Source organism: Rhodococcus sp. G-MC3 (genome assembly GCF_030063335.1).
Classification (GTDB): domain Bacteria; phylum Actinomycetota; class Actinomycetes; order Mycobacteriales; family Mycobacteriaceae; genus Rhodococcoides.
On the sequence record NZ_JASISW010000002.1, the window covers coordinates 168,886 to 189,673 of the forward strand.

At 63.3% G+C, this 20,788-nt stretch carries 23 protein-coding genes; 13 read left to right on the plus strand and 10 right to left on the minus strand.

The window, feature by feature from the left end; translation table 11 throughout:
- Window positions 1-17 precede the first annotated feature (17 nt).
- The 3 genes from tuf (at window position 18) to QMK17_RS02660 (ending at window position 5,289) form a co-directional block, all read left to right on the plus strand.
- A complete protein-coding gene (gene tuf, locus QMK17_RS02650) occupies window positions 18-1,208 on the plus strand; it encodes an elongation factor Tu (protein WP_283506872.1) in 1,191 nt (396 codons plus the stop codon).
- Window positions 1,209-1,420: 212 nt separating this feature from the next.
- Window positions 1,421-2,806 carry a 3' terminal RNA ribose 2'-O-methyltransferase Hen1 gene (locus tag QMK17_RS02655; protein WP_283506873.1) on the plus strand — a complete coding sequence of 462 codons (1,386 nt, stop codon included), beginning with the start codon at window positions 1,421-1,423 and terminating at the stop codon, window positions 2,804-2,806.
- Window positions 2,803-5,289 (plus strand): polynucleotide kinase-phosphatase, encoded by a 2,487-nt coding sequence (locus QMK17_RS02660; protein ID WP_283506874.1) that lies wholly within the window; start codon window positions 2,803-2,805, stop codon window positions 5,287-5,289. The genes QMK17_RS02655 and QMK17_RS02660 overlap by 4 nt, the downstream gene beginning before the upstream one ends.
- Here the strand turns inward: QMK17_RS02660 and QMK17_RS02665 are convergent.
- The 5 genes from QMK17_RS02665 to QMK17_RS02685 are packed head-to-tail and all read right to left on the minus strand — an operon-like array spanning window position 5,232 to window position 7,737.
- On the minus strand, window positions 5,232-5,831 hold the full coding sequence (locus tag QMK17_RS02665) for a hypothetical protein (protein ID WP_283506875.1): 600 nt from the start codon (window positions 5,829-5,831) through the stop codon (window positions 5,232-5,234). The two genes, QMK17_RS02660 and QMK17_RS02665, sit on opposite strands and share 58 nt — an antisense overlap.
- Window positions 5,828-6,799: a DUF6286 domain-containing Asp23/Gls24 family envelope stress response protein gene (locus QMK17_RS02670; RefSeq protein ID WP_283506876.1), complete on the minus strand. Its 972-nt coding sequence runs from the start codon at window positions 6,797-6,799 to the stop codon at window positions 5,828-5,830. Before QMK17_RS02670 ends, QMK17_RS02665 begins: the two co-directional genes overlap by 4 nt.
- A gap of 7 nt (window positions 6,800-6,806) precedes the next feature.
- Entirely contained in the window at window positions 6,807-6,986 is a 180-nt protein-coding gene (locus tag QMK17_RS02675; protein WP_283506877.1) for a DUF2273 domain-containing protein, read from the minus strand.
- On the minus strand, window positions 6,983-7,279 hold the full coding sequence (locus tag QMK17_RS02680) for a hypothetical protein (protein WP_283506878.1): 297 nt from the start codon (window positions 7,277-7,279) through the stop codon (window positions 6,983-6,985). The genes QMK17_RS02675 and QMK17_RS02680 overlap by 4 nt, the downstream gene beginning before the upstream one ends.
- A complete protein-coding gene (locus QMK17_RS02685) occupies window positions 7,276-7,737 on the minus strand; it encodes an Asp23/Gls24 family envelope stress response protein (protein WP_283506879.1) in 462 nt (153 codons plus the stop codon). Before QMK17_RS02685 ends, QMK17_RS02680 begins: the two co-directional genes overlap by 4 nt.
- 75 nt (window positions 7,738-7,812) lie before the next feature.
- Here QMK17_RS02685 and QMK17_RS02690 point away from each other — a divergent pair, with 75 nt between their 5' ends.
- Window positions 7,813-8,955 carry an NAD(P)/FAD-dependent oxidoreductase gene (locus QMK17_RS02690; RefSeq protein ID WP_283506880.1) on the plus strand — a complete coding sequence of 381 codons (1,143 nt, stop codon included), beginning with the start codon at window positions 7,813-7,815 and terminating at the stop codon, window positions 8,953-8,955.
- A gap of 59 nt (window positions 8,956-9,014) precedes the next feature.
- A complete protein-coding gene (gene ilvA, locus QMK17_RS02695; protein WP_283507032.1) occupies window positions 9,015-10,172 on the plus strand; it encodes a threonine ammonia-lyase in 1,158 nt (385 codons plus the stop codon).
- A 29-nt stretch (window positions 10,173-10,201) separates the two neighbouring features.
- Here ilvA and QMK17_RS26435 read toward each other — a convergent pair whose 3' ends face one another.
- Window positions 10,202-10,519 carry a hypothetical protein gene (locus QMK17_RS26435; protein WP_442972678.1) on the minus strand — a complete coding sequence of 106 codons (318 nt, stop codon included), beginning with the start codon at window positions 10,517-10,519 and terminating at the stop codon, window positions 10,202-10,204.
- A 16-nt stretch (window positions 10,520-10,535) separates the two neighbouring features.
- Window positions 10,536-10,907: a hypothetical protein gene (locus QMK17_RS26440; RefSeq protein ID WP_442972679.1), complete on the minus strand. Its 372-nt coding sequence runs from the start codon at window positions 10,905-10,907 to the stop codon at window positions 10,536-10,538.
- Between the two features lie 445 nt (window positions 10,908-11,352).
- Here QMK17_RS26440 and QMK17_RS26445 point away from each other — a divergent pair, with 445 nt between their 5' ends.
- From QMK17_RS26445 to QMK17_RS02710, 3 genes are all read left to right on the plus strand, one after another.
- Entirely contained in the window at window positions 11,353-11,652 is a 300-nt protein-coding gene (locus QMK17_RS26445) for a hypothetical protein (protein ID WP_442972687.1), read from the plus strand.
- 133 nt (window positions 11,653-11,785) lie between these two features.
- Window positions 11,786-12,757, plus strand: a complete 972-nt coding sequence (locus tag QMK17_RS02705) for an ATP-binding cassette domain-containing protein (RefSeq protein WP_283506882.1) — start codon at window positions 11,786-11,788, stop codon at window positions 12,755-12,757.
- Entirely contained in the window at window positions 12,754-13,545 is a 792-nt protein-coding gene (locus QMK17_RS02710) for an ABC transporter permease (protein ID WP_283506883.1), read from the plus strand. The genes QMK17_RS02705 and QMK17_RS02710 overlap by 4 nt, the downstream gene beginning before the upstream one ends.
- Before the next feature lie 97 nt (window positions 13,546-13,642).
- On the opposite strand, the gene greA is transcribed toward QMK17_RS02710, so the two are convergent.
- Together greA and QMK17_RS02720 are read right to left on the minus strand one after the other, a co-directional pair.
- Window positions 13,643-14,137, minus strand: a complete 495-nt coding sequence (gene greA, locus QMK17_RS02715; RefSeq protein ID WP_283506884.1) for a transcription elongation factor GreA — start codon at window positions 14,135-14,137, stop codon at window positions 13,643-13,645.
- A gap of 287 nt (window positions 14,138-14,424) precedes the next feature.
- On the minus strand, window positions 14,425-14,850 hold the full coding sequence (locus QMK17_RS02720; protein ID WP_283506885.1) for a DUF4307 domain-containing protein: 426 nt from the start codon (window positions 14,848-14,850) through the stop codon (window positions 14,425-14,427).
- Window positions 14,851-14,984: 134 nt separating this feature from the next.
- Here QMK17_RS02720 and mca point away from each other — a divergent pair, with 134 nt between their 5' ends.
- The 4 genes from mca to QMK17_RS02740 all read left to right on the plus strand — a co-directional run bounded on the left by mca (window position 14,985) and on the right by QMK17_RS02740 (window position 19,172).
- Entirely contained in the window at window positions 14,985-15,863 is an 879-nt protein-coding gene (gene mca, locus QMK17_RS02725; RefSeq protein ID WP_283506886.1) for a mycothiol conjugate amidase Mca, read from the plus strand.
- Window positions 15,860-16,162 (plus strand): hypothetical protein, encoded by a 303-nt coding sequence (locus QMK17_RS02730; RefSeq protein WP_283506887.1) that lies wholly within the window; start codon window positions 15,860-15,862, stop codon window positions 16,160-16,162. The genes mca and QMK17_RS02730 overlap by 4 nt, the downstream gene beginning before the upstream one ends.
- Window positions 16,163-16,164: 2 nt before the next feature.
- Window positions 16,165-18,174, plus strand: a complete 2,010-nt coding sequence (locus tag QMK17_RS02735; protein ID WP_283506888.1) for a thioredoxin domain-containing protein — start codon at window positions 16,165-16,167, stop codon at window positions 18,172-18,174.
- Between the two features lie 104 nt (window positions 18,175-18,278).
- Window positions 18,279-19,172 carry a sensor domain-containing diguanylate cyclase gene (locus QMK17_RS02740; protein ID WP_283506889.1) on the plus strand — a complete coding sequence of 298 codons (894 nt, stop codon included), beginning with the start codon at window positions 18,279-18,281 and terminating at the stop codon, window positions 19,170-19,172.
- An 11-nt stretch (window positions 19,173-19,183) separates the two neighbouring features.
- Here the strand turns inward: QMK17_RS02740 and trhA are convergent, their stop codons facing one another.
- Entirely contained in the window at window positions 19,184-19,849 is a 666-nt protein-coding gene (trhA, locus tag QMK17_RS02745; RefSeq protein WP_283506890.1) for a PAQR family membrane homeostasis protein TrhA, read from the minus strand.
- 112 nt (window positions 19,850-19,961) lie between these two features.
- Here trhA and QMK17_RS02750 point away from each other — a divergent pair, with 112 nt between their 5' ends.
- A complete protein-coding gene (locus tag QMK17_RS02750) occupies window positions 19,962-20,744 on the plus strand; it encodes an isoprenyl transferase (protein ID WP_283506891.1) in 783 nt (260 codons plus the stop codon).
- Window positions 20,745-20,788: the final 44 nt, after the last annotated feature.

Below are 20,788 nucleotides of genomic sequence, written 5' to 3' on the forward strand. Positions count from 1 at the left end.
GTCCAGGAGGACACACAGTGGCGAAGGCGAAGTTCGAGCGGACGAAGCCGCACGTCAACATCGGGACCATCGGTCACGTTGACCACGGCAAAACGACGCTGACGGCAGCAATCACCAAGGTTCTGCACGACAAGTACCCGGACCTCAACGAAGCTTCGGCTTTCGACGAGATCGACAAGGCGCCGGAGGAGAAGGCTCGTGGTATCACGATCAACATCTCCCACGTCGAGTACCAGACGGAGAAGCGTCACTACGCTCACGTCGATGCTCCCGGCCACGCTGACTACATCAAGAACATGATCACGGGTGCTGCGCAGATGGACGGCGCAATCCTGGTCGTTGCAGCTACCGATGGCCCGATGCCGCAGACGCGTGAGCATGTGCTCCTCGCCAAGCAGGTCGGCGTTCCGTACATCCTTGTTGCACTCAACAAGGCCGACATGGTCGACGACGAAGAAATCATCGAGCTTGTCGAGATGGAGGTCCGTGAGCTTCTCGCTGCGCAGGACTTCGACGAGGATGCCCCCGTCATCAAGGTCTCCGCACTGAAGGCTCTCGAAGGCGACGAGAAGTGGGGCGAGAGCGTTCTCGAGCTCATGCAGGCCGTCGACGATTCCGTCCCGGACCCCGTCCGTGAGACGGACAAGCCGTTCCTCATGCCCGTCGAGGACGTCTTCACCATCACCGGTCGTGGAACTGTCGTCACCGGACGTATCGAGCGCGGCTCGGTCAACGTCAACGAAGAGGTCGAGATCGTCGGCATCCGCCCCGGCTCGACCAAGACCACGGTCACCGGCATCGAGATGTTCCGCAAGCTGCTCGACTCGGGCCAGGCAGGCGACAACGTCGGTCTGCTCGTTCGCGGCATCAAGCGCGAAGATGTCGAGCGTGGACAGGTCATCATCAAGCCGGGCACCACGACTCCCCACACGGAGTTCGAGGGCAACGCTTACATCCTGTCCAAGGACGAAGGCGGCCGCCACACGCCGTTCTTCAACAACTACCGCCCGCAGTTCTACTTCCGCACCACGGACGTTACGGGCGTCGTGACCCTCCCCGAGGGCACCGAGATGGTTATGCCCGGTGACAACACCGAGATGACCGTCGCGCTGATCCAGCCGGTCGCCATGGACGAGGGCCTGCGTTTCGCTATCCGTGAGGGTGGTCGTACCGTCGGCGCCGGTCGCGTCACCAAGATCATCAAGTAGTCTCCGCAGGCTCCGCCTACGGCGATCATCAAGTGATCTAGCTTCACCCTGAAAGGGCGCCCATCTCCGCAAGGAGGTGGGCGCCCTTTTGCTTGCGCCGGCATGAATGGACCATCGCAACGCCTAGACGGCTTGAATGCGCCATTCATGCCATCAGGGGAGCCAGCGAAAACCCCGCGCGCCACATCGGACAGTGAAGTAACGTCGCCGCAATGCTCATGACCCTGACCGTTGCTGCAACACACGATTTCCCGGACACCACCGATCTCGGGTATCTGTTGCACAAGCACCCCGACAAGGTGCAGGCCTTCGGGCTCTCGGTCGGATCGGCGACGGTTCTCTATCCAGAGGCGTCTCCCGAGTCCACCTGCGTAGCGCTGATTCTCGACGTCGATTCGGCGGAACTCGGCAAGACCCAACCGCGGTACTCGTCGAGCGAATTCGCACTCGGTCGCTATGTCAACGACAGGCCGTATGCCGGGGCTTCGCTGCTGGCGGTGGCGCTCTCGCGGGTATTCAAGCAGGCGATGACGGGGACCTGTACCGCGCGGCCCGAACTCCCCGACCTGGCGTTGAGTATGACGGTGAATCTACCGTCGGTGCCGTGCCGCGGTGGAAGTGAGCTTGCTGCAGAACTTTTCGAGCCGTTGGGATGGACTGTCGATGCCCGTCCGATCCCGTTGGACGCACGTATCGAACGGTGGGGCGACTCGGTCTACCTCGATCTGACACTTACCGGAACGTTCACCGTCTCGGCAGCGCTGAGGCACCTGTACGTTCTTCTTCCGGTTCTCGACGACGTCAAGCACTACTGGGTTGGCGAGGACGAAGCCGACAAACTAGTGCGAGCAGCGGGGGATTGGCTCGGCGATCACCCGCAGATCGACCTCATTGCCGGGCGATACCTCAAGCACCGCCGCGAACTCGTAGCGTCGGTAGTGGACAGGCTTGTTCCTGGCGCTGCGGCGGACGAGCGGGCGCCACGCGATCCGAGACTGAGCGAGTCAAGGGCGCAGGCTGTCGTCGCTGAACTGCAGGGCGCCAAGAGTGTCGTCGACCTCGGCTGTGGTGAGGGCCGTCTGCTCCGAGAATTGTTCGCGGACAGCTCGTTCGAATCGATTGTCGGCGTGGACGTCAGCGCACGGGCTCTGGCCACGGCAGAAAAACGGCTCAGGCTGCAGGATCTGCCCGACAGACAGCGAACGAGAATTCAGCTTCGGCAGTCCTCGGCCACCTATCGCGACAGCAGACTGAGCGGTTTCGACGCCATGGTGCTGATGGAGGTGATCGAACACGTCGAACCAGATCGCCTTCCGGCGCTGGAACGATCGGTGTTCCGGGAGGCCAGACCCACCAAGGTGCTCGTGACAACACCCAACAGCGAATACAACATCCTCTACGACGGGCTCGCACACGGCGAGTTCCGGCACCCCGATCACCGATTCGAGTTCACCCGTGCGCAATTCGCGGAGTGGGCAGCGGCCGTTGCCGAACGAGCGGACTACGACGTCCGCCACGGCACCATCGGCCCTGTCGACGACGCCCTCGGGGCACCGACTCAGATGGCAATCTTCACCAGACGAGAGGTAAAGGCATGACACAGTACGAACTTCCCGACCTCGCGCTGATCGTGCTGGTCGGAATCAGCGGATCGGGTAAAACATCCTTCGCTGCACAACATTTCGGCCCGTACGAGACGGTGTCGAGCGACGTGTGCCGTGGCATTGTCAGCGATGACCCGAATCTGCAGAGCGCGACGAAGGACGCCTTCGAGTTGCTGGAGTTCATCGTCGCCAAGCGCCTTGCTGCTGGACGACTGACGGTGGTCGATGCCACCAATGTGCAACCCGCTGCTCGGAAGGCGCTGGTGAAGCTCGCCAGGGACAACGATGTGCTGCCCGTGGCCGTCGTGCTCGATGTTCCCGAACCGGTCTGTGCGGGGCGCAACGCCGGCCGGGAAGACCGGAGTTTCGGCAGGGACGTGCTCAGGCGTCAGCACCAGCAGCTGACGAGGTCGATGCGCGGGTTGGCCAAGGAGGGCTTCCGCACCGTTCATCTGCTGGAGGGGACCGAAGAAGTCGAGGAGGCCAGCTTCACCCGTGTACCACTGCGCAGCGATCGACGCGACCTACGGGGGCCTTTCGACGTCATAGGCGACATCCACGGGTGTTTCGGTGAGCTGGAGACCCTACTGGTCACTCTCGGCTACTCGATCCGTCGAGATGACGAAGACCGAGTTGTCGGTGCAGTCCCGCCACCGGGCAGAACAGCGGTGTTCCTCGGCGACTTCGTCGACCGCGGTCCCGATTCCGCGGGCGTGCTGCGACTCGTCATGGGGATGGTCGGTGCAGGCGAGGCGCTCGCGGTTCCTGGCAACCACGAACACAAGATGGTGCAGGCACTGCGCGGAAGAAAGGTCAACGTCACCCACGGTCTCGCGGAGACGCTGGCGCAGCTCGATACCGAAACCGAGGAATTCCGAGGGGAGGTCCTCACATTCTGTGACGGCCTCGTCGCGCACCTGGTGCTCGACGAGGGTCGTCTCGTGCTCGCGCACGCGGGGCTGATCGAGAAGTACCACAATCGGGCGTCGGGCAGAGTTCGTAGCTTTGCGCTCTACGGTGACACCACCGGCGAGACGGACGAATTCGGACTTCCGGTGCGGTACCCGTGGGCGCAGGACTATCGCGGTACTGCGATGGTTCTGTATGGCCACACTCCGATCCCTGAGCCGGAGTGGTTGAACAACACCCTGTGCCTCGACACGGGATGCGTCTTCGGCGGGAAGCTGACGGCGCTGAGATATCCGGAACGGGAGATCACGTCGGTTCCCGCGCAGAAGGAATGGTATGCACCGGCGAAGCCGCTGAATCAGTATGTTCGAGAGGAAGATTCGCTCGATCTGACGGATGTGATCGGGCCGACGGGTGTCGAGACTTCTCTTCGCGGGCGAGTCAGCATCCGGGCCGAGAACGCTGCGGGTGCGCTCGAGGTGATGAGCCGGTTCGCGGTGGCACCACAATGGCTACGGTACCTTCCTCCGACGATGGCGCCATGTCCATCCTCGGCGCGGGACGGCTACCTCGAATACCCGACCGAGGCATTCGATGCCTACCGCAAGGTCGGAGTTCAGGCTGTCGTGTGCGAGGAGAAGCACATGGGATCTAGGGTCGTGCTGGTGCTGAACCGCGACGGGACTTCGATGGCTCACACGCGCACCGGCAGAAGGGTGTTCGACGAGAATCTGACCAGCGATCTCGTCACATCGGCATCGGCGGCGTTCGAGAAAGCAGGTCTCTGGGACGAGCTCGATTCCTCGTGGGTCATCGTCGACAGTGAACTGATGCCGTGGTCCGCAAAGGCGGAAGGTCTGATTCGGACCCAGTATGCGGCGGTAGCGGCAGCAGCGGGTGCCGACCTCACCGCCGAGGGAGCGCTTCTGAACAGGGCTGCGGCACGCGGACTTCCGGTACAGGATCGTCTCGACCGGAACTCCAGGCGATCGGCGAGCATCACGGAGTTCGCCGACGCCTATCGCGGATATATCTGGGAGACGACGGGTCTGGAAGGAGTCACGCTTGCACCGTTCCAGATTCTGGCCACGTCGAAGGGAGTGCACGTCGATCGCCCACACGAGTGGCACCTCGGTATCGCCGATCGGTTGGCCGACGCAGTACCGACGCTGTTCACCAGAACACGACGTGTCACGGTCGACCTCGGCTCGGACGAGTCGGCACGCGAGGGTGCGCTGTGGTGGGAGAACCTCACCGTGGGAGGTGGAGAAGGGATGGTGGTCAAGCCTGCGGCCAATAGTCCGACCGGAAAGGTGCAGCCGGGCATCAAGGTTCGCGGGCGTGACTACCTGCGACTGATCTACGGACCGGACTACACCGAGCCGGCGCAGCTCGAGGTATTGCGTGAGCGCAACTTGGCTCACAAGCAGTCCATGGCGCTACGCGAGTACGCGCTCGGTATCGAAGCGCTGCAGCGCTACGTCGCCGGCGAGCCGCTGTGGCGTGTGCATCAGGCGGTCTTTGCTGTGCTGGCGTTGGAGTCGGAGCCGGTGGATCCGCGTTTGTGAGCACTGGCGTGCACCTGAACCCGTACGGCGACGGGTGCGCCCTCCAGTGCTTCGGCAACGAACCCTGCCGCAGTCTCGACGACGCGGGTGAAGGTGTCGATGTCGATGTGCGGGGACGTCGACACCGTGACGGCCAGCGTCGCGGTTCCGCGGTCGTCGATTGCTCGCCCACGTGAGGATTCGACGCCGGGGAACGTCGCCAGATCGGCAGCAACGCCGCGGGCGAGCGCGCCGAGGTCGACGCGGACCGCGAGCACTTCTCCCGTCGAGATCTGCACCGTCCCTGTGTGACGCGGAGACAGGTTGCCGATGAGCAGTGCTATCGCTGCGAGCGTGGCGGCGACGGCAGTGCCCGCGAGCGCAGGTTCCCACCAGCTCTGTGCCGGAAGCCCCGCGAAGACCGCCCGATCGAATCGCGACAGCGTGTCCTTCGCGATCGGTACGTCGAAGTGCCAGGCCAGCGCGAAGGCGCCTCCGCCCAAGAGGACGATGCCGAGCAGTAGGACGAGCAGGCGGTCGACGACCGCCGTCGCGCGCTTCACGAGCGGGCCTGTCGAATGCGGATCCGGGTCTTCCTCGTGTCGGCGAGCGCCGCCAGCGTGGGTGCTACGGCGTCGCGCACCGATTCGGTCATGGCGGCCTCGTCGGCGTCTCTCGTCTTCCGCACCTCGATCGTGACGTGCTTCTTGGTCACTGTCGTGCGCGCCGAGTCAGCCCCCTGGACATCGCCTGCGTGGTCGCTGCAAAGGCGCGCCACGTCGGTTGGGCGCAGCCAGACCATCGGCGAGGGGGATGTCGCAGACATTGCTCCGGTGTGCGTCTTGGTTCGGGGTTTGAGGCCGATCGCCACGAGGAGCAATCCGGCGATCACTGCTCCCGCGGCTGCGGGGATCATCCAGGTGGCCCAGTGGAGTTGCGCAATCCAGTCGACGGCGTTGCCGATCCACGGCGCCCCGACGATGGTCTCGCGTGCAATCAGAAATTCGCGTCCGGCGACGAACGCAACCCCGAGGAGAGCGAGGGCGAGGACAAGCGCGACGGGTAGTGCGGCTGGACTGGCAGTAGGGGGACGCGGCCTCGGTGCAGGCGCGGCGCCCTGGCCCGAGACGTGGTGCGTTCCAGCTGTACTGGGAGTAGTGGCTGCTATGACGACGTTGAGTCGATGCAGCGGTAGTCCGATGATGGCGCCGAGCGCGCGTGCGACTTCCGCGTGCACAGACGCCGCCACGTCGGAAATGGTGCTCGGCCACGCAACGCTCACGTACAGATTGATCGACACCGAGTGCTCGCCTACCGACACGTCGGCGCGAGGCAGTTCCCGGCCGGTCAGACGAGAAATCCCGCCGACGGTGCGAACGACGGCGGGCACCGTCAACGCTGCGGTGACGGCCACCCGCTCGATGGCACGCTCTTTGATGACGAGGGTGCCGGGACCACCGTTGTCGACCCCGGCAGTATCAACCCCAGCACTATCAACCCCGGCAGTATCAACCCCAGCACTATCAACCACGGCAATATCAACCACGGCCGCGGCTGCGCAACAGTGAGGTCAGGTCGAGGCGACCGTCGAAGTGCGCACCGATGGCGAGGCCGATGGCGCCGAGAAACAGTGCGAGAACGAATCCGCCGAATCCGCCCATGATTCCGGCAAGCGCGAGAAGGAGGCCGGTCAACAGACCGACGAACGTGTAGGTCATGACGATTCTCCTGCGTTGGGGGCGATCACGTCTTCCACGGTCACCGATACCGGGACCGAAACAAGTGGTTGGACGGCGGCCCGGACTCCCCGGGCGACGCCGTTCACGTCACTGGGATATTCGGCGCTGATGTGGATGTCGCAGTGCACCGCATCGACGCGAACACCGAGAACTTTGCGACCCGGTAAATAGGTTGCGATCTCGCCGAATTCACCACCGTGCAGTGCAGCGACACCGGCGACGCTCAGTGCGGCAGCAGCGATCGTGTCGGCGAGGTCCACGTCGGCGTTCACTGGACGCGCGGCCGGACAGCCGCGTCGACGCTATGGTCGCCCTCGTCGAACAGTGCTACGTCGTGGACGGTGATGTGGACCTCGGTGACTTCGAGCCCGGTCATCCGTTCGACCGCTGTGATGATGTTCCGCCGGATACCGACGGCGAGTTCGTGGAGTGCGACTCCGTAGTTGGCGACGATGCCGATGTCGATCGCGGCCTGCTTCTCGCCGACCTGGACGGCGACGCCTTGGCTGTGGTTGACCCGGGCGCCAGGGATGCGGTCGCGCAATGCACCGACGGCGCGTGCCGTCCCGCCGCCGACGTCGTAGACGCCGTTGATCTCGCGCGTGGCGATACCGGCGATCTTGGCAACGACCGCGTCGGCGACGATGGTTCGACCCTGCGTGGTTGTCAGCGCAGCCGAACCCGGCACATCCGTGCGAGAAGAACCGGCGAAGCTGGGGTCACTACTCATGGTGTAGATCGTAGACGCGCAGCCGAGTGAAGGTACCTCACTGGATCAGGTTCTTTCTCTGGTAGAGATCTTTTCATGACCATCGTGATCGTAGGAGCTGGACTTGCCGGGCTGCGGACGGCACAGGAAGTGCGGAAGCTGGGATACGACGGTGAGGTGATCCTCGTCGGCGAAGAGAAGCATCTGCCCTACGACCGACCCCCGTTGTCGAAGGAGGTCATTCGGGGGGAGCGTGAAGACACGACGTTCGAGAACGAGGAGTACTTCGCCGAGCACCGTATCGAGCTGCGTCTGGGCTCGGCTGCAGTCTCGGTCGATCCCGCACAGCGGACTCTGCAGCTTGCCGACGGCACGTCGCTGGAATACGACGATCTCGTCGTTGCCACCGGACTGACGCCGCGGCGGCTGCCGTCGCTGCCGGAGTTGGAGGGTGTGCACGTGCTTCGCTCGCGCGACGACGCCGAGGCGCTGCGCAGCGCTGCCGTCGGTACCACGCACGCGGTGATCATCGGAGCAGGCTTCATCGGTTGCGAACTGGCGGCGGGGTTCCGCCACCTCGGCGTCGATGTCACTGTTCTGGAACCGCAGCCGACTCCGCTTGCGTCGGTGCTCGGCACCGAGGTCGGCGCGCTGATCGGTAGGTTGCACCTCATCGAGGGAGTCGACCTTCGAACCGGGGTAGGGGTGGACACGTTGCGCGGGTCCGGGCGGGTGACCCACGTGGTCGCGAGCGACGGCGCCGAGATCGAATCGGACACAGTGGTCATCGGTATCGGCTCGACGCCGGTGGTCGATTGGCTGGAAGGTTCGGGGATCGAGGTCGGCAACGGTGTTCACGCCGACGCCGTCGGTCGAACCAGCGATCGGCACGTGTGGGCGGTCGGCGACGTCGCAGCCTGGGCCAGAGGAAACGAGCCGAAGCGCGTCGAGCACTGGAGCAATGTCGGAGACCAGGTTCGCGTCATGGCCCCTGCTCTGCTCGGTGTCGATCCAGGGGCGTCGCGTCCGGTGGTCCCGTACTTCTGGAGCGACCAGTTCGATCTCAAGATCCAGGCATTGGGTACGCCATCTCCTGACGATTCCGTCGTGATCCATGAGGACGACGGCAGAAAGTTCCTGGCATACTACGTTCGTGACGGAATTCTTACGGCAGTTGTCGGGGCGGGTAAAGCGGGGGCGGTCATGAAGATGCGTGCGAAGATCGGCCAGCCTGCGTGAATAGAACGTTGTTGACTGCAGCGGACATTTCCGACGCGGAAGTTCTGCTGGAGCCCGTCATGCGGCGCACACCCGTCGTCGCATCTCGAATCCTCTCCGACCTCACCGGTCACGAGGTGCGGCTCAAATGCGAGAACCTGCAGCGAACGGGATCCTTCAAGCCGCGTGGCGCCTACAACCGGATCGCACGGTTGTCCGATGCCGAGCGCAAATTCGGTGTGGTGGCCGCGAGCGCAGGTAATCATGCCCAGGGTGTGGCTTGGGCTGCAACACAATTGGGGATTCCATCGACGGTGTTCATGCCGACGGGGGTATCGCTACCCAAGCTCGTTGCCACGAAATCTTACGGTGCGGATGTCACTCTCGTCGGCCAGACCGTCGACGAGGCGCTCGCTCACGCGCGTGAATTTGCGGCGCGGACCGGCGCAGTGCTCATTCACCCGTTCGACCACGCGGATATCGTTGCCGGACAAGCGACGTTGGGGACCGAACTGCTCGGTCAGATGCCCGATGTCGGAACCATCGTTGTGCCCACCGGCGGCGGGGGTCTGCTCGCCGGTGTGGCAGCGGCGGTGCACCTGCACAAGCCTGGCGTGCGGGTGATCGGCGTGCAGGCCGAAGGTGCGGCGGCCTGGCCTGCATCGTTGAGGGCGGGTCACCCGATCGCGGCCGAGTCGATGTCGACGATGGCCGACGGCATCGCCGTCGGGCTGCCGGGCAGTGTGCCGTTCGACCACGTGGCGAGCTGGGTCGACGACGTCGTCACCGTGTCCGAGGACGCACTCTCGCGTGCGCTGCTGCTGTGCATCGAGCGTGCCAAGCTTATCGTCGAGCCGGCGGGGGCGGCCGCTGTCGCTGCGTTGATGACGCGTGACGATCTGTTACTCGACGGCCCGGTGTGCGCCATCCTGTCCGGCGGCAACATCGACCCGTTATTGTTGACGCACGTCATCACTCACGGACTGCGTGCCGCGGGTCGCTATCTCGCCGTGCGTGTAACGGTGTCGGATCGACCGGGTGGATTGCTCAACCTGCTCGGCGTCGTCCGCAAGCTCGGTGCCAGCGTGGTCGACGTGGTTCATTCACGCACCGGTGGGCAGTTGGGGCTAGAGGAGGTCGACGTGATGTTGACAGTGGAAACCCGCGGCCCGACGCACCGTCAGGACGTGCTCGATGCGCTCGGTGCCAGCGGATATTCGGTCACAGTCGAAAGTTAGAAGTACGGTGATGTGCTCAGCCCAGGTAGTTACCGCCCGGGTCGAGGAAGCGCAATGATGTTGTGATCGAACGTGATCGGCATGGACTGACCATTTTGTTCCAGGCCCATCGGGGGCTCGCCGACAACAGCAACCACGCGGGTGAGCCGGCACAAGACCCGTAATGTGGCCCTGATGAGGCATGCGAGGTGGTCGGCGAGTGTGGTGGCGCTGGCATTTCTGGCCGTCGGGTGCAGTTCGAGTCCGCCGCCGGATCCACCCGTGGACGCGCGGTTCGGCACCGGTGATTTCGCGTTAGCACCGATGCCTGCATGGTCTCTCGACGCTGCCGCGCTCGGCACCGTCACGCATGGCTTGCAGTTCTCACTTCCCTCGATTCCGGGAGATGACGCGCCGATGCTGGTCGGCCTCGGCGACGGCGACTACTCCAAGAATCCGCGCGGGCTGCGAGTGATGGCGCTCGACCCGAACAGCGGAGAACGGCTGTGGCTCCGCGACATCGGACCGATCAGACAATGCGCCGAGGAGATCGACGACCATGTCCTTGCCTGCTATGGCGACCACCGCGTCGTGTACATCGATGTCGCCGACGGCCGCATACTCGGTGACATTTCGACGGACTTCTACGTCTATCACGTCCGAGCAGCGAACGGCGTCGGCTATGTGTCCGGACGTAGTGAGGACATGCTGGTATCGGACGTGTACAGCGGGTCGTTCACCGAACTCGATACGCACTGGCACAAGACCTTCGACTCACCCACTCCGGGGCAGCCTGCGTCACCGGCGGTGCTTCCCGATCGCGACATCGTCGATGTGTACTCCGCGGGTGCACATCTGATCGCCGACATCTTCACCGGTGATCCGAGGTTTCGATTTGCAGGTGAAAACCCCCTGCCCCTGGGGAACGATCTGTACGTCAACGTGACACGATCGCCGGAAGGGTCGCTGACGGAGGAGGTCCTCGACGGAACCGGCAAGACCCTCACCGTTGTTGCCGTGCCCACCTCAGGTCTCTCGCCCGTACCGTGGCCGAATCTGGGTGACGACGACCTGCCGAAATTCCTGGGCGACGGCGCCTACGACCCCAGGACCGGCGCCGAGCTCTGGCGAAATCCAGACACTGGAGATCAACGGAGGCCTCAACTCTGCTGTACTGGCTGTCGTGGGCCGCACCGTCGTCGTGCGTTCGTCCGAAACCAGGACGTTCTCGGGCATAGACATCGCGTCAGGAAAGACAACATGGACAACCCCGTGGCAGGACGCGTACTGGGCAAGATCGGGAGTAACGGACGGGGAGCATTACGTGTTCGGGGACTACACCGGCATGCATGCGCTCCGCGCATCCGACGGCCAGATGATGTGGTCGGTCCTGTGGCCCGAGGGTGTCGACCCTCGGGAGATGTCGGTGTCGAGCAATGCAGGCGTACTGGTCGTGTCCGATCGCGTCGGGTCGACCATCTGGGCCCCGATTACGATGTGATGCCGGTCATTTCTGTCGGTAGCGGCACGTAGTCTTCCCTCGTGAGGTCAGCCGGTACGGGCGCAACCGGTTAATCTTCGATGGGTTTGGGGTCTCTTTCTGCGACCACATCGAACGAATGGGGAAACAGAACATGGCGAATGCCATCGAAGTCGAAAACTTGGTACTCGAATACGGCAAGAACGTCGCCCTCGACGGCATCAGTTTCCAGGTGCCCGAGGGATCGGTCCTCGGCGTGCTCGGTCCGAACGGTGCCGGAAAGACGACGGCTGTCCGCATTCTGGCCACGTTGCTACGAGCCACGTCGGGTACGGCGCGCGTGCACGGAATCGACGTCGCGAAGAAACCCAACGAGGTTCGAAAGAGCATCGGTCTCACCGGACAGTTCGCCGCAGTGGACGAGTACCTCACCGGATACGAAAATCTGGAGATGGTCGGCCGGCTCTTCGGTCTGAAGAAGTCCGAGGCACGCCAGCGCGCCGGCGAGCTGCTCTCCCGATTCGATCTGGAGTATGCACGCGACCGGACGGCCAAGCAGTACTCGGGAGGTATGCGTCGCAGACTCGACATCGCTGCCAGCCTCATCGGAAGACCGAAAGTGGTGTTCCTCGACGAACCTACGACCGGACTGGATCCACGCAGCCGAAACACTATGTGGGACTTCATCTCCGACCTGGTCAAAGACGGCACGACCATTCTGTTGACAACGCAGTACCTGGAGGAGGCCGACCGCCTGGCCGACTCGATCATCGTGCTGGACAAGGGGTCCATCATCGCTGAGGGAACGGCCGATCAACTCAAGGCGCAGGTCGGCGGTGAGCGTCTGGAATTCGTACTGACCGATGCTTCGGACAGGGGACGGGCACTGGAGATTTTGACGCCCATAGGATTGGACGCGCCGTCTTATGACGAGCAGACGCGCCGCGTCGGCGTCCCGGTCAGCGGCGGTGCAGACGATTTGACGACGGTCCTGGTCCAGTTCAAGGAAGCGAACATTCGCGTCATCGACGTAGGCCTACGACGACCCAATCTCGACGATGTATTTCTCACCCTCACCGGCCATGCCACCGAAAACGAAGCAGCAGCAGTGGAGGAAGAGAAATGAGCGTTCTTCACGATTCCCTCATCATCACCAAGCGGAACCTGATCAAGCTCAAGCGAGTTCCGGATCTGCTGTTCTTCGCGACACTGTCGCCGATCATGTTCGTGTTGCTGTTCGCGTACGTGTTCGGCAGTGCCATCGATATCCCGGGGGTCGACTACAAGAGCTTTCTCATGGGCGGGATTTTCGTCCAGACCATGGTCTTCGGCGCATCGATCACGGGGTCTTCCCTCGCGGAGGATCTGCAAAAGGGCGTTATGGACCGGTTCCGTTCGTTGCCCATGGCGCGTTCGGCCGTTGTCATCGGACGCACCGCAGCAGATGTCGGCAACAACATCGTCACCATCACCATCATGTCGCTCACCGGACTCATCGTCGGCTGGCGCATCACGTCGTCGTTCTTCGAAGCAGTGGCCGGGTACTTGCTGCTGTTGCTGTTCGCCTACTCGATCTCGTGGGTGATGGCGTTCGTCGGTCTGACGGTGCGTTCACCGGAGATCTTCAACAATGCATCGTTCATCGTGATTTTCCCGCTGACGTTCATCGCCAACACCTTCGTGCCGATCGACGGGTTTCCGCCGGTCCTCAAGACGATCGCGGAGTGGAATCCGATTTCGTCGGTGACACTCGCGGTGCGAGAGTTGTTCGGTAACACCAATCCGATGGCACCGCCGCCCACGGCGTGGCCGCTGCAGAATCCAGTGCTGTACACCTTGATCTGGGTTGTGTTGCTTCTCGTAATCTTCGTCCCGCTGTCGGTGCGCAAATACGAGAGAACCCTCACGGCCTGAGATTCCGGAACACTCAGGGTGGAGAATTTGAAGCAGGGATGAAGAGCGAAAGCCCCCGGCCGTTGATTCGACCGGGGGCTTTCGAGAGACTCTTCCGTCAGTTGTGGTACGGCTCCGCGCTGAGCAGCGTGACCTTCATGGTCTTGCCGTTGGGGAGCGTGTACTGACGCGTGTCACCGACCGTGGCGTCGATGAGCGCGCCACCCAGGGGCGAGCTGGGGGAGTAGACCTCGAGCTTGGCGTCGCGTGCACCCTCTTCGCGGGTGGCGATGAGGAACGTCTCGGTGTCGGACTCGTCGCCGTCGTAGTAGACCTTCACGACGGATCCTGGCAGCGCGACGCCGGACTGTGTGGGGGCCTCGCCGACCTTCGCGGAGTTCAGCAGCTCCTGGAGCTGGCGAATGCGGGCTTCCTGCTGTCCCTGATCCTCGCGAGCGGCGTGGTAACCGCCGTTCTCCTTCAGATCGCCCTCTTCGCGTCGCTCGTTGATTTCGGCGGCGATGACCGGGCGATTGGAAATGAGTTGGTCGAGTTCGCTCTTGAGCCTGTCGTGTGATTCCTGGGTAAGCCAGGTCACCTGGGTCTCGGTCATCTCGATCACTCCCTTGTAGTCGAAGCCGTAGTGGACTCCCGGTCTGTGCTGACGGCGGGCTCGCGCAATTAGAGGGAATCCTCGTGGATCCCCTCTGATGCCCACAGTTTCTGAGCCTGCCCGATTCCTGAGCCGCTGCAGTTACTGATCCGCTGCAGTTCATGAACCGTTGCAGCGACGAATGTACTTCTCTGCCTGTCAGCTGCCACTCCGGCCGTCAATGCAGCAATACACGGTTCCAGTGCGGAACCGTGTACAAACGAATCTTACCACGAAGCGAAGGTGGGTCAGCCTGCGCGCAAATAGTCGGGGACGTTCAGGCTGCATCCGTACACCTCGCCGATGGCGGGAGGTTGCGAGGTTCGCACTACCGACGTCACATCGACTTCCTTCGCGGACCCACCGGGAACGAGCAGCTCGCGTCGTCCGGTTTCCGATCCGTCGCGCGAGCGGGCTCGGATGATGCAAACGGCGTCGTCCTCGGGGTTTGCGCGGGTGACGCTGAGTCGGATGGACACTGTCGTGTCGTTCACGAGGTCGAACGAGAGTGCAGTCCCCTCGACGTCCTTGACCGAGAATCGCAGGTAACCGAGGTATGCGACTCCGAGACCGACGATCAGCACGACGACCAACAGGATGTTTCTGGTTCGGCGTGAGACACCGTTACGCGACGAAGATGCGGGATATCGGCCTTCGGGGAGCGTGGCAGTCATACGAGTTTTCGTCCGAGCTTTCGTCAGAGGCGGAGCAGCGAGAGATCTACGGCAGCCGGTGCGAGCTGTGTCGGCGCCAAGTGGAACTATAGGGGCAGGGAAAGAAGCAGTCGAAGCTGAGGTGAGGAAAGAACGTGTCCGGACTACGGCTCATGGCGGTACACGCCCATCCTGACGACGAGTCGAGCAAGGGTGCCGCAACCACGGCTCGATACGCGGCCGAGGGAAACGATGTTCTGGTCGTGACGCTCACCGGCGGTGAGCGAGGAGACATTCTCAATCCCGCGATGGACATCCCGGGCGTGAAGGATCGAATCAACGAGGTCAGGCGCGAGGAAATGGCCGAGGCCGCAAGGATCCTCGGCGTTCGGCAGACCTGGCTCGGATACGTCGACTCCGGTCTTCCCGAGGGCGACCCACTTCCTCCTCTCCCCGAGGGCTGCTTCGCATTGGTTCCGCTCGAAGAGTCCACGGAGGCGCTGGTCAAGGTCATCCGCGAATTCAAGCCGCACGTGATCACCACGTACGACGAGAAGGGCGGATACCCGCACCCCGATCACATTCGGTGCCACGAAGTGTCGGTGGCGGCGTACGAGGCCGCCGGTGACCCGGAGAAATTCCCGGACGCGGGCGAGCCGTGGACCCCCCTCAAGCTGTACTACTCCCACGGATTTCTGCGGAAGAAGATGCAACTCTTCCACGACTGGTTCATCGACCGCGGCGAAGAAAGCCCTTTTGTGGAGTGGCTGAAGCGGTGGACTACCGAGCGCGACGAGATCATGGAACGCATCACCACCCAGGTGTCGGTCGGGGATTACTTCGAACAGCGTGACGACGCACTGCGCGCCCATGCGACACAGATCGACCCCAACGGTTCCTTCTTCGCAGTGCCCGTCGAAGTCCAGCGCAAGCTGTGGCCCACCGAGGAATACGAGTTGGCGAGGACACGCGTGAAGACGTCGATTCCGGAAACGGAACTCTTCGCAGGTATCGAATCGGAGAAAAGTGCGTGATCGTTTCGATTGTCGCCCAGGGAGCGCCGGGTCCGGAGTTCGGTAAGTCGTCTCCGATCGGTTTGGTCATCATCGTGGCGCTGCTCGTCGGTACCGCACTCTTGATCTGGTCGATGAACAAGCAGATCAAGAAGCTGCCCGAGACGTTCGAAAAAGCAGATCCCGGCCCTGACCAGGAACTCGACGAGGGCACGGATCGCGGCGCTGTTCGTGAAAACGGCGCTGTTCGTGACAACGGTGCTGTTCGTGAAAACGGTGCTGTACACAATGCCGAGGAACCGAAGACCGGCGAAAGCTGATTGTGCTCGGCACCAATGCGCTCGCTGGCGCGACCAGTCCTTATCTCCTCCAGCATGCGGACAACCCGGTTCATTGGCAGCAGTGGACACCGGAGGTCTTGGAATCCGCGCGTGACCGCGACGTTCCGATATTGCTGTCCATCGGATATTCGGCCTGTCACTGGTGTCACGTCATGGCCCACGAATCGTTCGAGGACGAGGCGACGGCTGCCCTGATGAACGCCGGGTTCGTCTGCATTAAGGTCGATCGTGAGGAGCGTCCCGATCTCGACGCGGTCTACATGAACGCAACCGTAGCGATGACCGGGCAGGGCGGTTGGCCGATGACCTGCTTCCTGACTCCCGACGGCGAACCGTTCTACTGCGGCACGTACTTCCCTCCGCGTCCACGCGCAGGGACTCCGTCGTTTCCCCAGCTGCTGGAGGCTATTTCGGACACGTGGACCCTTCGTCGCAGCGAGGTGTTCGATGCCTCGGCTGTGATCGTCGATGCATTGCGCAGCAATTCTGGTCAGTTGCCGGTCTCCGCGAGACCGGTCGACGCCGAGCTGCTCGGTGACGCCGTCGCAGCGGTACTGCGCGACGAGGACGTCGATCGTGGCGGCTTCGGTGGTGCCCCCAAGTTTCCGCCGAGCGCGCTGCTCGAAGGTCTGCTGAGGCACTACGAACGCACCGGCTCGGCTGAGGTGCTCGCTGCGGTACATCGCACCGCGGCCGCGATGGCGCGGGGTGGAATCCACGACCAGATCGGCGGTGGCTTCGCGCGCTACTCGGTCGACGACGAATGGGTCGTGCCGCACTTCGAGAAGATGCTCTACGACAATGCGTTGCTTCTGAGGTTCTACGGGCACCTGGCCCGGGTCACCGGCGACCCGTTGGCAATCCGGGTCGCCGACGCCACCGCAAGTTTCATGTTGCGGGAACTGCGAACCGAGACAGGCTGTTTCGCATCGGCGCTCGACGCAGACACCGAGGGCGTCGAAGGTCTGACGTACGCGTGGTCGCCCGAGCAGCTCGTGGAGGTGTTGGGCTTCGAGGACGGCGTGTGGGCAACGGGATTGTTCGCCGTCGACTCTGCGGGCACTTTCGAGTCCGGAATGTCGGTACTGCAACTGCCCGAGGATCCGGACGACGCACGTCGCTTCGAGCGAGTGTGCGCCGAGTTGAAGGCCGTGCGCGATCGGCGTTCTCAACCGGGCCGCGACGACAAAGTTGTCACCGCCTGGAACGGACTGGCGATCACCGCGCTCGCCGAAGCGGGTGCAGGCCTCGGCCGATCCGAGTGGGTCGACGCGGCAGTCGAATGCGCGGAACAGATCTTTGCTACTCACGAGGAGAACGGCAGGGTGCGTCGGGCATCGCTCGGCTCCCACGTGGGCGAGGCGATCGGAGTGCTGGAGGACTACGCCTGCCTTGCCGTGGGTTCGCTGTCGTTGTTCCAGGCGACGGGCGAGACCGTGTGGCTGGGGCGAGCGCAGCGGATCCTCGACTCGGCCGCGGACCATTTCGCCGATCCCGATCACCCCGGCAGTTGGTTCGACACCGCAGACGACGCAGAAATGCTGGTAAGCAGGCCGCGTGATCCGTTGGACAACGCGACACCGTCCGGCGCGTCGACCATCACCGAGGCGTTGCACACGGCAGAAGGTCTTGTTCCTGTTCAGAGCGCGGTGCGGTACGGCGAACTGGCGTCGGCCGGTCTGGCCCGATCGGCAGCAATACTCGAACGCGCTCCGCGTTCCGGCGGGCATTGGCTCGCTGTTGCGGAGGCATCCCTGCACGGTCCGCTGCAGGTGGCGATTGCGACGAGTGGTGACGGTTCGCTGCTGGCGGTCGCTCGCGCGCACGCGCCGGGAGGGGCAACGGTGGTGGCCGGTGCCGTCGACTCCTCACCGTTGTTCGAGGGCCGCCCGACGGTCGACGGTCGCGACGCCGCCTACGTGTGCCGGGGATCCGTATGCCACACGCCGGTCACGACCGAGCGCGATCTGATCGAGGAACTGCGCCGATAGTCGCACTTTCGTCCTCGAATCGAGAAGTTGTGGCATGGTCACTGCCGACGCAATCGCACTCTGCGGACAGGCCGCGTGCGATCACAGGGGGCGGTGACTGCGCGATGACGACTATCTCTGCAGCAGAGGGAGCGATTCTGGCCAATTTCGTCGATGCGGTGCCTGCTGCCGTCCTGGTCCACACGATGGACTTTCAGGTGGTGGCGGCAAATCGGTTGTGCGAGGACGTTCTCGGTTACACGACGGAGGAGATGCTCAGCCGGCTCGTCGCCGATTTCATTCCTACGGAGGATCGGGACTCCGCTCGCGAATTGGCAGGTTTGCTCGGCGACGCGTATCCGGCGGAATCGCCCGCCTCTGGTCGCCCGATCATCGCCAGGCGGCGGGTAGTGCGACGCGACGGCTCGGTCATATCGTGCTGGATGCAGATCGGCATCGCGCATCTGGCAGGCCTGCGCGTGATCGTCGCGTGCATCGACCTGGTCAATCCGGTCGACGGTGACAGCAGGTGGTGGCGCGAGCGGGCCGAGCGTGACGATCTCACCGGTTTGTTGCGCCGTGCAGCCTTTCTCGATCGGGTCGACGCGTGGGTGCAGCGCGATCTGCCGATGACACTGGCGTTCGTAGACGTCGACCGACTCAAGGCGATCAACGACACCTACGGTCACCGGGCTGGGGACCTGGTGCTGGAGGCTGCCGCTCGGCGTTTGCGATCGTGGGCACCGTCCTGGGCCGTCGTCGGTCGATTCTCGGGCGACGAGTTCGTCGTTGCTTGCTCCGGAGACAAGATGTCGGCCGAGCGATTGACGGCGAGCCTACGCAGCGCCGTGTGCAGCGAACCTGTGCCGTGGGCGACGGAACAGCTCGTCGTCTCGGTCAGTATCGGAGCGGTGGAGCGGCGAGACGGCGAGGACAGCCGCGACCTTGTGAATCGAGCCGACGCACTGATGTACCGAGACAAAGCAGGTTCGAGGGGCACCGGGTCAGGGGCCGGGTAGGGGTCGGTCGGCTAGAACAGAACCAACCACACCGCGACGAGATGGCAGATTGCTGCGAGAACCGTAGCGGCGTGAAAGAACTCGTGATGGCCGAAGGTCCTCGGCCACGGGTTGGGCCATTTGGTCGCGTACAGCACCGCGCCGACGCTGTAGAGGATGCCGCCGACCAGCAGTAATACGAACGGTGCGTAGCCGACGTGGTCGATCAGTGTCGGCGCGACGGGAACGATGGCCCACCCGAGCATCAGATACAACGGAACCCCGACCCAGCGCGGAGCCTCCGGCCACAGCATCTTCAGTGCGACGCCGCCGAGCGCGCCGATCCAGACGACGATCAGCAGAGTGCGGCCGGTGTTCGTGGGGAGCCCGAGAATTGCGAACGGCGTGTAGCTGCCTGCGATGAACAGAAAGATCATCGAGTGGTCGGCCCGCTTCATCCACGTTCGGTGAGCAGGGTTGTCCCAGTGCACGCGGTGATAGGTGGCGCTGACTCCGAAGACACCGCACACGGTGATTGCATACACCGCGGTCGCGATTCCCGCACTGACCGACACCATGGCGAACGCCAGTGTTACCAGGACGATGCCGGAGACCACGGCAACACCGAAGGCGTACAGATGAATCCATCCCCGCATCCGTGGTTTGACGGGGAGCTCGTCGATTCCGAACATCGTCATCCGCATAACCTCCTGTACTGGGAAACCTACGGCACCGTAGGTTCAGTGCTCACTGTACCGGCGAGTAGCTATCGAGTGTCGGCGTAAGGTTGTGCTCCGTGGTGATGTCTCGGTGAAGATTCTCCCGACCAAGGTGCGCAGTGTCCTCTACAACGTGTACGAGCGGCGCTTGCTCTCCCAACTCGAAGGCGTGGCGCATCCGCGCCACGTTGCCGTCATGTGTGACGGAAATCGCCGCTGGGCGCGAGAGAACGGTTTCACCGATGTCGCGCACGGACATCGCATGGGGGCGCTCAAGATCGCCGAGATGCTCGGCTGGTGTGACGCCGCCGGCATCGAGATGGCAACGATCTACCTGCTGTCCACCGAAAATCTGCGACGGGACCCCGACGAGCTCGAATCCCTGCTCGAGATCATCACTGACGTCGTCGAGGAGATCTGCGGACCTGAGCAGAACTGGGGCGTCAAGATCGTCGGCACTCTCGATCTTCTGCCCGCGCCGACGGCTCGCCGCTTGAAGGAAGCTGCCGGTCTCACGGCCGGACGAACCGGAACTCACGTCAACGTCGCGGTCGGATACGGCGGACGGCAGGAGATCGCCGATGCCGTCCAGTCGCTGCTGAGCGAGAAGATCGCAGCAGGCGTCACCGGCGACGAGCTGATCTCGTCGATCAACGTCGACGGGATCGACAATCACCTCTACACCTCGGGTCAGCCCGACCCCGACCTCGTGATCCGCACTTCGGGAGAGCAGCGGCTGTCGGGATTTCTGCTCTGGCAGAGCGCGTACTCCGAGATCTGGTTCACCGAGGCCTACTGGCCCGAGTTCCGCCGCGTCGACTTCCTGCGTGCGCTGCGTGACTACGCCGCGCGGCATCGGAGGTTCGGGATCTAGGCGCCCTCGACGCCTGTGAGTGGAAATACGTCCCCTGGGACGTA